General features: G+C 60.4%; 10 protein-coding genes. 4 read left to right on the plus strand and 6 right to left on the minus strand.

Annotated elements, in window-relative coordinates; genetic code table 11:
- Window positions 1–34: 34 nt before the first annotated feature.
- The 3 genes from J3O30_RS10250 to J3O30_RS10260 are packed head-to-tail and all read right to left on the minus strand — an operon-like array spanning window position 35 to window position 2,246.
- Entirely contained in the window at window positions 35–1,024 is a 990-nt protein-coding gene (locus J3O30_RS10250) for an enoyl-CoA hydratase/isomerase family protein (protein WP_207584031.1), read from the minus strand.
- Window positions 1,021–1,527 carry a RidA family protein gene (locus J3O30_RS10255; protein WP_207584032.1) on the minus strand — a complete coding sequence of 169 codons (507 nt, stop codon included), beginning with the start codon at window positions 1,525–1,527 and terminating at the stop codon, window positions 1,021–1,023. The genes J3O30_RS10250 and J3O30_RS10255 overlap by 4 nt, the downstream gene beginning before the upstream one ends.
- Entirely contained in the window at window positions 1,521–2,246 is a 726-nt protein-coding gene (locus tag J3O30_RS10260; RefSeq protein WP_207584033.1) for an SDR family oxidoreductase, read from the minus strand. Before J3O30_RS10260 ends, J3O30_RS10255 begins: the two co-directional genes overlap by 7 nt.
- Before the next feature lie 288 nt (window positions 2,247–2,534).
- On the opposite strand from J3O30_RS10260, the gene J3O30_RS10265 reads away from it, so the two are divergent.
- The 3 genes from J3O30_RS10265 to J3O30_RS10275 all read left to right on the plus strand — a co-directional run bounded on the left by J3O30_RS10265 (window position 2,535) and on the right by J3O30_RS10275 (window position 5,653).
- On the plus strand, window positions 2,535–3,620 hold the full coding sequence (locus J3O30_RS10265; protein ID WP_207584034.1) for a nitronate monooxygenase family protein: 1,086 nt from the start codon (window positions 2,535–2,537) through the stop codon (window positions 3,618–3,620).
- Between the two features lie 145 nt (window positions 3,621–3,765).
- Complete coding sequence (locus tag J3O30_RS10270; RefSeq protein WP_207584035.1) at window positions 3,766–4,992, plus strand: YbfB/YjiJ family MFS transporter; 1,227 nt, start codon at window positions 3,766–3,768, stop codon at window positions 4,990–4,992.
- A 202-nt stretch (window positions 4,993–5,194) separates the two neighbouring features.
- Entirely contained in the window at window positions 5,195–5,653 is a 459-nt protein-coding gene (locus J3O30_RS10275) for a nuclear transport factor 2 family protein (protein ID WP_207584036.1), read from the plus strand.
- 48 nt (window positions 5,654–5,701) lie between these two features.
- Here J3O30_RS10275 and J3O30_RS10280 read toward each other — a convergent pair whose 3' ends face one another.
- The 3 genes from J3O30_RS10280 to J3O30_RS10290 all read right to left on the minus strand — a co-directional run bounded on the left by J3O30_RS10280 (window position 5,702) and on the right by J3O30_RS10290 (window position 8,758).
- Complete coding sequence (locus tag J3O30_RS10280) at window positions 5,702–6,739, minus strand: LLM class flavin-dependent oxidoreductase (RefSeq protein WP_207584037.1); 1,038 nt, start codon at window positions 6,737–6,739, stop codon at window positions 5,702–5,704.
- Between the two features lie 164 nt (window positions 6,740–6,903).
- Complete coding sequence (locus J3O30_RS10285) at window positions 6,904–7,941, minus strand: alpha/beta hydrolase (protein ID WP_207584038.1); 1,038 nt, start codon at window positions 7,939–7,941, stop codon at window positions 6,904–6,906.
- A gap of 148 nt (window positions 7,942–8,089) precedes the next feature.
- Window positions 8,090–8,758, minus strand: a complete 669-nt coding sequence (locus tag J3O30_RS10290; RefSeq protein WP_207584039.1) for a LuxR C-terminal-related transcriptional regulator — start codon at window positions 8,756–8,758, stop codon at window positions 8,090–8,092.
- A gap of 250 nt (window positions 8,759–9,008) precedes the next feature.
- On the opposite strand from J3O30_RS10290, the gene J3O30_RS10295 reads away from it, so the two are divergent.
- Window positions 9,009–11,849, plus strand: a complete 2,841-nt coding sequence (locus J3O30_RS10295; RefSeq protein WP_207584040.1) for a winged helix-turn-helix domain-containing protein — start codon at window positions 9,009–9,011, stop codon at window positions 11,847–11,849.
- Window positions 11,850–11,859: the final 10 nt, after the last annotated feature.

An 11,859-nucleotide genomic window follows, 5' to 3' on the forward strand; every position in this document is an offset into this window, starting at 1 on the left:
GACCTGCCGCTCGCCACGCGGGCACCGTTTCGGCCTACTGGTCGGCCAGAGTTTGCGTGTAGTGTCCGAGCTTGGCCTCGATGTCCGGATCCTTCTGCAGGCCCATTTCCATCAGCCGTCCGATGTTCTTCTGCGCCGCCGGACGCTGGACCGACGTGATGAAGGCGTCCCAGCCGGCGGCGATCTCGGGATCGCTCGGAAGGCTCGCGAAATCGACCAGCCGCTTGGTGTCCGCAATGGCCTGTCGGTCGAAGCCGGAGATTCGCGTCGCGAGGGCGTCTACGAACGGATCGAGTTTGTCGTCGTCGAAGGAGCGGTTGACGTAGCCGTACTCCTCAGCGAGATCGCCGTTGATGTCGTCGGATCCGAGAAGAACTTCGAGCGCTCGACCGCGCCCCATCAGTCGCGGTAGTCTTGCCATGGGGCCGCCGCCGGGGACGAGGGCAGCGCCAACCTCCCACTGTGAGAGAATTGCCTTCTGACGGCTGGCGAAGCGCATGTCGCTGGCGAGAGCAAGCTCGCTTCCGACGCCGGTCGCGCGGCCGCGGATCAGCGCGATTGAAACGACCGGCGATTTGCTGATGCGAACCAGCATGTCGGGCAGGGGGTGCAAGCCCGTAGGCCCAGAGGGAAGGCTGGTGGATTCGGCGAGGGGCGGCGTAAAGTTGTAGTGGGTGAGGAAGAACCCCGGTACGTCGCTGTCGAAAACGACGACTCTAAGATTGGGATCGCTCTCGATTGCGGCCACCACTTTCTCCATCTGAGGGATCGTCTCCGGTCCGAAGATGTTGAAGGGCGGATTGTCGAAGGTGACACGCCAGTAGGCGGGCGTCCGCTTGTCCACCTTGATCTGCGAATGTTCCTGACCTGCGTGGGCCTTGACGACCGCACCGCGGTCCACCTGTTCGGCGACCTTCGTCTGACCGGATAGGGCGAGCGCCGGAAGCAGCAGTAGCGCCGCGGCGGTAAGGGCTTTCGACGACATCGCGATTGCGTTTGTCCTGGTAGGTTGTCTGACCTTCATGGCTGGCTCCGTTCTTGGGTTTGGGATGCAAACGCTGGCCCGATCTCGAAGACCAGTTCGATCTCGACCGGCATTCCAAGCGGTATGCTGGAAACGCCGAGGACGATGCGGGGAGGGAGCCGGGCGGGACCGAACACGTCGAGCAATAGCTCCGACGCTCCATCGGCGACTTTGGGGTGTTCATGGAAATCGGCAGGGCAGGCGATATAGACGCCCAGCTTGGCGACCGATCGAATTCTGTCCAGCGTTCCTAGCTGCGACTGCGCGGCGGCTAGACCACTAAGGCAGGCCGCCCGCGCCGCGTCGTAGCCTTCGGCGACGGACAGCTCGCGGCCGACGAGGCCCGTATAGAGTGGCAAATGTCCGGCGACCGGTAGCATGCCGCTTAGGAAAAGCAGCGAGCCGCTTTGGAACGCTTCGACATACGCGCCGAATGGCGTGGGCGCCTTCGGGAGGCATATCGCCAGTTCCTTGATGCGCGCCTCAGCGCTCGCGACTACCATTTGCCCAGATGTGCGCCGTTGTCGACGTGCAGCACCTCCCCGGTGATGTTTGAGGATTCCGTCAGATAGACGACGCCGTCGACGATCTCCTGAACCGCCGTGATAGTCCCCATCGGCGACAAGGATTCGAGGAAGGACCGCGGGTTTTTCGCATGGAGAGGAGTGTCGACCACCCCCGGAGACAAGGCGTTGACGCGGATGTTGTCCTTGGCGAACTCCAGCGCCAGGCTCTTGGTGACGGAGTTGAGGCCGCCCTTGGTAACCATTGGAAGCGACGCGGTCACGCCGGCAATCGGATGGTCCGTCAGCGACGACGTGATCGTCACGACGCTCCCGCCGGACTTCTGGCGCAGCATTTGTCCGATCGCGCGCTGCGTGAAATGGAGGAATCCCTCGACGTTCGTCGCGCACAGCCGCCGGAAATCGTCGATGGTGTATTCGAGGAACGGTTTGGTGAAGAACACTCCGGCATTGTTCACGAGTGCGTCGATCGAGCCGAACTGCTCAATCGCCGCCGCCGCCGCCCGCTCGGCGGTTTTCGGATCCGCGACGTCGCCGCTGATCAGTTCCAATCGCCCCGCACGGTCGAAAAGCGTGCTCTCGCTGATGTTCCGAGAGGTTCCGACGACGTTCCAGCCCTTGTCCAGGAACGTCTTGACGAGTCCGGCTCCGATCCCTTGCGACGCGCCTGTGATGATAACAGTCTTATGCACCTTCATGCCTGCCTCCGTTGTGGCGACGCGGGTACCCTTCGTCCGCCAGGTGGCGGTCGGTCGCTTTGTTCCTCGTGTGATGCGTTGATCCAGCCATCGGCCGGGAGCTTCCCGGCGGTCGCGCCGTCGTCCGCTCTGCCACGACAATCGCGCCGAAAATCGGGACCCGATATTGTACCAAGGTGTTCCCAATACCTTCGGATTGGGTCGCTCTTCAGGACACCAAGGTCCAATAGACGCGGGTCGTGGCCGGAGGTATCAGCGTTGCAACGTCACGCATGACAAGGAGTCCACATGACCCGCTGGCCGGATCGCCGAATTCTCGACCTGTTTGGAATCGAGCTTCCCATCATCCAGGCGCCGATGGCCGGAGCCACGACGGTCGAAATGGTCGTCGCCGCGGCCAAGGCCGGCGGTCTGGGGTCTCTCCCAAGCGCTCAGTTAAACGTCGAGGGGCTGCGTCAGGCCCTCCATGAGATCCGCGGCGCTACCCACGCGCCTGTGAACGTGAACTTCTTCTCACATGTTTCCCCCGCCGAAGATCTGGCAGCGCAGATGCGATGGAGAGCCCTGCTGGCGCCCTACTTCGTAGACGCAGGACTTGACCCCGCCGCGCCGATCGCCACGGCGGGCCGTGCACCATTCGACTCTTCGTTTTGCGAGGTGGTCGAGGAGTTGAAACCGGAGGTCGTGAGCTTTCATTTCGGGCTGCCCGAAAAATCACTGGTGCAGCGTGTGAAGGCGACAGGCGCGAAGATCATATCGTCCGCCACGACCGTGGCTGAGGCCGTCTGGCTCGAAAAAAACGGCGTCGACGCAGTCATCGCCATGGGTTTCGAGGCCGGCGGACATCGCGGGAATTTTTTGAGCCAGGACATGACGACACAGGTTGGAATCATGGCGCTCCTGCCCCAGGTGGTCGACGCGGTGCGGGTGCCGGTCATCGCCGCCGGCGGGATCGCCGACGGGAGAGGTGTCGCCGCCGCCCTGATGCTCGGAGCTTCCGCCGTCCAGGTCGGGACAGCCTACCTGTTCTGCCCTGAGGCGAGGATTCCCGCAGTTCAGGCAGAGGCGCTGGCTTCGGCCCGAGACGACAGCACCGCGATAACGAACGTTTTTACCGGCCGTCCAGCGAGAGGCATCGTAAACCGTCTGATGCGCGATCTAGGTCCAATCTCAGATGCCGTGCCTGCATTTCCAACTGCCGGAGGAGCTCTCGTTCCCATCAGAGCAAAAGCCGAGGCGGAGTCGAGGAATGATTTTACGAACCTCTGGTCGGGGCAGGCCTCCCGTCTTGCTTTGAAAGTTGGTGCCGAGGAATTGACGCGAGAGCTCTACCAATCCGCGTTGGACGTTATCGCACGCCGCAGTCCTACCTGACGGCATCCCGCAGATCCTTGCGGATCCCGGCAGACAGCCTGCCGCAGACTGACGGTTCACGCAGACCTCGACCAATCTACCTGAAGGGGAGCAGCCGTCGCGCGAATTCGTGGCGACATACTCCAATCGAACAAAGGACAGCGTCATGTCTAAACACAGCCCCAGCCCATATGTGGTCGTGCTCGCTGGATCGGCGTCCCTCGCCATCGCCATGGGCGTCGGGCGGTTCGCATTCACTCCAATTCTGCCGATGATGCTACACGACGGCGTCCTTGATCTTTCGCGAGCCGGAGGACTCGCGACTGCCAACTACGTCGGCTACCTGGTCGGTGCATTGGCGGCGATGGCAGTACCCAAGAGGTGGGACCATACCTTCGTCATACGCCTGACACTAGTGGCCACGGTTCTGCTTACGGCTCTGATGTCTGCGCCCTATGCCGAGGCCTGGGTCGCTCTTCGGTTCTTGGCGGGCGTCGCTTCGGCGATCGGATTCGTCTTCACCTCCGGTTGGTGTCTCGCCCAGCTTTCGGGAACCGGCAGCTCGATCGGAAGCGCCATATTCACGGGACCCGGCGCAGGCATCGCCGTGTCCGGGCTGGCCGCCAGCGGGATGACCATTCTCGGGCTGTCCGGCCACACCGCCTGGCTGATATTCGCCGCGATCTCCGTCACGATCAGCGGGATCATCTGGAAGACCTTCGGCGAGAGCGCGAAGCCATCCGACGCCTATTCGGTGGGGGCGCCGACGCGCGCCTCCGGCAAGGTGCCGAAATCGGAAATGCCTCTATTTGCGATCGCATACGGGCTGGCCGGCTTCGGCTACATCGTCACGGCGACCTATCTTCCGGTGATCGCGAAGAACAGCATTCCTGGTTCACCCTTGCTCACCGTCTTCTGGCCGTTTTTCGGGGTCGCGGCAGTCGTCGGATCGCTGCTGGCGGCGCGCGTGGAGCATAGCGCGGACGTGCGGCTCCATCTGATTGCCGCATACCTCGTGCAGGCGGTCGGGGTGGGGCTGTCGGTTATCTGGCAGGACGCTTTCGGTCTTGCACTCAGCAGCGTTCTCGTAGGCCTGCCGTTCACTGCGATCAGCTTCTTCGCCATGAACGAAGTCAGGCGGATCAGATCGAGCCACCACGCGCGTTACATGGGACTACTGACGGCGGTGTTCGCGATCGGACAGATCATGGGGCCGCCTGCCGTAGGAGTGATCATGAGGCATGTGGTGAACGTAGACGCCGGGTTCGATCTCGCGCTTGCCGTCGCCAGCATTGCGCTCGTAGTCGGCGCCGCGATCTATGTTGCGATGATCCTGCTGTTTCCAAGCGAGCGGAATGCGAGGACCGTAGGGCGCTCGGTCCGTCCCACTTGAAAATCACGCGCTTCTATCTTCTCCGATGCGATCGTCGCGTATCTCCAAATTTATGCTCGACACCATCGTACCATAGAAGGGTTGGTATCGATTGCGCATGCTGCCCTGACGTAGAGACGGGTAAACCAAGTTGGCCAGTACGAGGAGAGTTACATGCTTTCCAAGTGCGTCAGCCACCTTTGAGGAAGTACGGAGAAAATCAATGGACCGGCATCTCACAGTTAACGGCGGCGAGACGGCGCAGGACGATGGAAGCGCCTTGGATGCTTTGATACGATTCTATCGAGCCTTCAACGCTGGCGATCTCAAAGGGCTGGAACAGGTCTGGCTCGGCGGCTCGGATCCCAGCATGGACAATCCGATCGGCGGCATCCGCCGCGGTTGGGACCAGATCGCCGACGGGTATTCAAAGCTCTTCAAGGGAAAAACGAAGGTCCAGGTGACCTTCCACGACTTCACGAGTCAGGGCGGCGACGAGTGGCATCTGTTCGTCGGCCGCGAACGCGGAGTATGTCAGACGGCGACAGAGACGCTTGATGTCGCCTTCCGGACGACCCGGTGGTTTGTACGCAAGGACGGCGGTTGGCGACAGCTTCACCATCATGGGTCCGTCGAGGATCCGCAGATGCTGGCTGCCTATCAGAAACTGATCTTCGGCTGAAGAGATGGGGCGCCGGCAAACGTCGGCGCTCCGCGCGACGCGCACCCGCTAGTCGCGAAGCTGTTCCCGCACCAAAGGCGCGACGTCGGTTCCCAGCAGCTCAATCGAACGACGCATCGCTTCCGCGTCGAGCGCGGCGGTGCTCATCTGAAAAGTGATTCGAGCAATTCCTCCCAACGTTCTGTTAACATGGGATATCTTGGCAGCCACCGTCTGCGGGCTGCCGACGAGGAATGCGCCAACCGGCCCGCACATATGCTCGAACTGAGCCTGCGTCGGCGGCGGCCAGCCGCGCTCTCTTCCGGCGTCCGTGAACATTTGGAACCAGCCGGGGAAAAACGCTTTCTTTGCGGCCTCGTCGGTCTCTCCGACAAAGCCAAGAGCGTGGACGCCTATCCGCTGGTTTTCAGCGGGATGCCCGGCGACGAGCCATGCTCGACGATAGAGCTCGACAAGGGGCAGAAAGCGCTCGAAGCTCCCTCCGATGATGGCCACCATCAGCGGGAGGCCGAGAGAGCCTGCGCGGACGAAGGATTCGGGCGTGCCGCCAACGCCAAGCCAGATTGGCAATTTGGGCTGATGCGGACGAGGGAAGACACCCTCGCCATTCATCGCAGGACGAAACCGGCCCTGCCACTTAATGTTGGGCTGTTCCCTGATCTTGAGCAGTAGGTCCAGCTTTTCCGCAAACAGCGCATCGTAGTCCCTCAGGTCGAAGCCGAACAGGGGATATGCCTCCACGGAAGAGCCACGACCGACCACGATCTCCGCTCGTCCGCGGGATATCAGGTCCAGCGTTGCGAACTCCTGGAAAAGCCGGACGGGATCGGAGGCGCTAAGGACGGCGACGGCGCTCGTCAGCCTTATCGACTTGGTGCGCGCCGCCGCTGCGGCAAGTATCACGGCGGGCGCGGAATCAAGCGCGTTTTCCCTGTGGTGTTCGCCCATTCCGAAGACGTCCAGACCGACCTGGTCCGCCAGCTCCACCTCGCAAAGTACGCTCTCCATGCGATCGACGGCCGACTGCAGGCGACCCGTGTCAGGGTCGGGCAGGAGCATCGCAAAACTATCGATACCGATTTCCAAAGTTGAATCCTTTCAAGGAGCTCGCACCCGGAGCCACGGCGTTCTGACGCCTGCCCGGCGGAAGCGCTTCCCATCTCACGACTAGGCGATGCCGAGCCAGTGTGATTTTTCGGATGGAGATCATCGATTTTTTCGATAATTGAGCGCGTCGGGACCCCGGTTGCTCACGCCCAGGAATCGACATCTCTTACCGCCTTGGCGAACGCCTCGGGCGCCTCCTGCGGCAAATTGTGGCCGATCCCGCCCGCGGCGAGACGGTGTTCGTATTTCGCCTTGAACTTTGTGGCGTAGGCGTTGGGATCCGGATGAGGCGCTCCGTTGGCGTCGCCCTCCATCGTGATCGTCGGCACATGGATCTCGGGACCGGCCGCAAGCCTGGTCTCGAATTCGTCGAACCGTTTTTCACCTTCCGTCAGGCCCAGCCGCCAGCGGTAGTTATGAACGACGATCGAGACGTGATCGGGATTGGTAAATGCTTCTGCACTCCGATCGAAGGTCGTGTCGTCGAACTTCCACTGCGGCGAGGCGAGACGCCAGATCAGCTTGGCGAAGTCGTTCGTATATTTTTCATAGCCGTCGCGACCGCGGTCCGTGGCGAAGTAGAACTGATACCACCACTGAACCTCCGCGGCTGGGGGCAGAGGCGCCTTTCCAGCAGCTTGGTTCCCTATGAGATAGCCGCTGACGGATACTAGACCCCTGCATCGTTCTGGCCAGAGCGCTGCGACGATGTCGGCGGTCCGCGCACCCCAGTCGAACCCGGCGACCGTCGCCTTTTCAATCTTCAAGGCGTCCATCAGCTTGATGGCGTCGACAGCAAGCGCCGACTGTTGGCCGTTCCGCATAGTGTCATCGGACAGGAACCTGGTGCTGCCGTATCCGCGCAGATGCGGCACGATCACACGATGACCACGCTCCGCGAGCAAAGGCGCCACCTCGGCGAAGGCGTTGATGTCGTAGGGCCAGCCGTGGAACAGCATAACGGGCGAGCCGTCTTCAGGACCGAGCTCGGCGTATCCGACATTCAGGTCTCCGGCGTCGATACGCTTGTCGGCAACCAGGCCCATACCCTTGTGCCGTACCGGCCTTTTGCTTTGCTCGGCACCTTCGACGCGCCCTGCGAGGATTCCTGCGGCCGTCAGCCCGAGTGCCACTCCGCCAAAGGAGCGGCGTGTCCAGGTCGCGTTGTTTGAGTTGCTCATGGCTGTGTCTCCAAAGATCGCTTGTAGAATGCCTGCCGCACGACAGGCCCTTGCGAGTCCATTTCAGACAGATGGCAGAAATGCGCTACTGTCCAATGGTGTCGGGTCAGCTACGGCTCGTGCTTAAACATGGAGGCGCTGCGGCGCCTCAGAACGCCGAAAGTTCGTTCGCGACGGAGCCTGACGCAGGGCCGAGCCTTGCGGCCATATACAAAAGGTCAGGAAGTGTTCTGGCGTTCATCTTTCTCATGAGCCGGCCACGATGAGCTTTGACGGTGATCTCGCTAATGTTCAACTTGAAGGCCACCTGCTTGTTCAGCAAGCCTTCCACCACGAACTTCATGACTTGCCGTTCTCGCGGTGTCAGCGTGAGAAAATAGGCTTCCAAACGGTTCGCCTCGTTGAACGCACGAATAGATGCGTTTACCTCCTCCGCAATTACGGCGGGATCATCCTGCTTGGGGAGGAAGGTCACCCGGAATCTGGTTGTGGCAACAGACGTGGCCGGACTGCCGCTAGGGGTGACGACGATGATTGGGCAGTGCACGGCGTAAGAACAAATCAATCGCGCTAGTTCTGAAACCGGCAGATCGGCCATGCTTGCGTCAACAAGGATGCAGTTGAAGCATCCAGATTGGGCACCGCTGAGCAAGTCGTGCGCTGAGGTGAACCGTTGTAGTTGCCGGCCCATGCCCGAAATATGTAGATGCAAATTGGGATCGAGTTCGGTGCCGTTATCCAATACGGCGACCAAAGCATCGCTGCAGAGTGTTGTCGCCATTGTCGAGAGATCAGTCGGTTTTTTTGTGGGGAACATGCCATTCGTCCTCATCGATCGTGCACGCGACGTGCTGCGGCTGGGAGATTGTTATGAATGCTTCACGCTGCCTCGTAATGAAGGTGCTCCGCGATTTTTAAACCAGCACGCATGCGTTCGCGACTTAAGTGGTGTGAGAGATCCTGAAAAAAGCTGAAGTATTCCCTTACCAGTTGTTGAAGTGCCCTTGGCGCAATCTGCCCCTCTGTGATTTTATCGATGCGGTTGAACCAGATAGATTCGGGTCGCTTTGGGACAGATTGAGATAGGCCTCTTCGAGCACTCCGGATGGGAGCTTGATCTCGAAAAGCGAGAGCTGCGTGCGATGGGCGCTCCGGTACCGCTCGGCAGTCGCGCGTTCGAAATCCTCGAAACACTTGCAGTTTCTTCGGGTAGGATCGTCACGAAAGACGAGCTGATGAAGCGCGTCTGGCCTGGAATGGTCGTCGAGGACAACACCCTCCAGGTTCATATCTCTGCAATAAGGCGTGCGCTTGGAAAGGACCGAGACTTGCTGCGTACCGTGTCCGGTCGCGGATATCGACTACTCGGCGAGTGGACGGAACCCGAAAAGCGGTTTGCCGATCCGACGCTCGCCACGCTCGTGCGGTCGAGCGAACGAGAGGATTTTGTTACTAACATCCCCTCGGCGGCGTCCGAGCTCATCGGCCGTCAGGCTGCAATTTCTCATATCGTGACGCTCATGTCGGCCTATCGAATTGTAACCCTGACGGGACCCGGTGGGATCGGGAAAACCGTACTCGCGTCCGAAGTCGCCCGCCGCCTGCAGCCGACGATCGATGGGGATGCATTCTTTGTGGAGCTGGTTTCCCTCTCGGATCCAAATCTTGTTCCCACTACACTTGCACAGGCTCTCGATCTGCGCCTTCAAGGCGACGACGTCTCTGCCGAGCTCGTTGCGCGGGCAATTGGTAACCGGAAAATGTTGCTTCTAATCGACAACTGCGAACATGTTGTCGATGCCGCTGCCGAGATGGTCGAGGCGATGCTGCGCGCCTGCCCGAACGTTTCGGTTCTCGCAACGAGTCGGGAACTTCTCAGGATCGAGGGGGAGTTTACATATCGTGTTCCCCCGCTTGATGTGCCCGCGAACGAAAAGGTTGGTGATGCGTTAACGCACAGTGCGGTTCAGTTGTTTGTCGCCCGAACGAGGGCGTTGCAGTCCGACTTTACGACGAGCGGGGACAGGGTCTCGATTATCGCGGGTATTTGCCGGCATCTGGATGGAATTCCCCTGGCCATAGAGTTCGCCGCCGCCCGTGCTGCCACGTTGGGGCTTCAACAGATCGCCGGCCGATTGGATGACCGTTTCGTTCTTCTGACCGGCGGACGCCGTACTGCCTTGCCTCGACACCGCACGCTTCGGGCCGCGCTCGATTGGAGCTATGAACTATTGCCCGAAGGAGAGCGTCGCCTTCTGCATAGTCTCTCCGTATATCCCGGAGGGTTTACCTTGGAGGCAGCGATGGCCGCCAGCGGGGAGGACGAGGAAGAGACCGCACTAGGGCTCTCGAACCTCGTCACGAAATCGTTGGTGACCTTCGACGGAACGGAGGCAGCCCCGCGGTGGCGTCTTCTGGAGACGGTGAGGGTCTATTCGCGGGAAAAGCTTGGAGGGGGCACCGACTATCGAATGACGATGAGGCGGACCACGGCCTTCTTCCGTTCGTTATTTCAGCCATTTTCGAGTGAAGACTCGCTGCAGTTGGCAATCGATGGTCTGGGGCCGTATCGCCGAGAGATCGATAATCTCCGAGCCGCTTTGACTTGGGCGCTTTCTCCAGAGGGCGATGGAAAGCTCGGAGCAGGCCTCGCCGCAATTGCCTCCGATTTCTGGACCGCGACCTCGCTCGTGTCCGAGTCAGGCGAATGGGCTAAAAAGGCGCTCTCCTGCCTCGAAGGAGAGGAGGGGGGACGTACGGAACTGGTCCTACAGTGCGCCCTGGGCTTCGCGATGATTTATACGCAGGGTATGAGCGAGCAAGGTAGAGCGGTGCTCGCACGCGCCCTAACACTCGCTGAAACGTTGGATGACCAGGACTACCGGCAACGCGTTACTTGCGCCCTCTGGCTTTTTAGCGCTCGATCGGTGGAGTTGGATGATGCGCTTGTTTACGCGCAGGAATACGGGAGAGGCGCTGGCGGAGGCGATGCAAGGTCACGCGCCACGGCAGCTTGGCTGTCGGGCATCCCGCAGACCTATCAGGCTCACCACGTGGAAGCTCATGACCGACTTGATTGGGCGGCGAGGAATTCGCCGCCCAACAATCGTCGTACGGATATGCTCAGGCTCGGGGCGGACATTCGGACGTCCTCAATGGCTCATGACACCGTCAACTTGATCTCGTTGGGTCGATTGGAGGTGGCTTCTCAAGCAGCCGAAGACTCAGTCGATGAAGCCCGTGCAACCAAGCAACCATTCGTATTTTGCGTCGCGTTGGCCTGGGCGTCCGCCTTCGTGTCACTCAGTCTGGACAACGAAGCGCGAGCACGACACTGGGGCGAAGAACTCACTGCACATGCACTGCAGCATGGTCTGAAACCGTTCTACGCAGTTGGCATATGCGTCCGAGGCAGCCTGGCGTCGCGTTCAGGCTCGCCCGCGGAGGGGATCGACGCTCTTCAAGCCGGCATTCGAGACATGCAAGAATCCTCGTATCTACTGTTCTATCCGTTTTTCATGTGTGAACTCGCAGCCGCGTTGCAGGCGGCCGGACGTCTGGACGAGGCGCTCTTGGAGATCGACAGAGCACAGAAATTTTCAGTGGAAAAAAGCTACCGCTGGATAATGCCCGAACTTCTACGAAAGAAAGGCGAGATCATCGCAGCACAAGGTGCGAATGAGAGCTTAGCCGTAGACCTCTTTCGGGAGGCTGGCCTAAGAGCATCCGCTCAAGGCGGTTTGTATTGGGAACTTACAGCGGGCATGAGCTACGCGGAATATCTGGCCAGCCGCGGTGATCTTCGAGCGGCACAAGAAATCCTTCGTCCCGTCTACGAGCGGTTCCGCGAAGGACTGTCTACCCCTCGACTTTTGCAGGCGAAGAGGTTGCTCGGCGCGAAGCAATGAGCTTCGTAGA

It is taken from the genome of Rhizobium sp. NZLR1 (assembly GCF_017357385.1).
Taxonomy (GTDB): domain Bacteria; phylum Pseudomonadota; class Alphaproteobacteria; order Rhizobiales; family Rhizobiaceae; genus Rhizobium.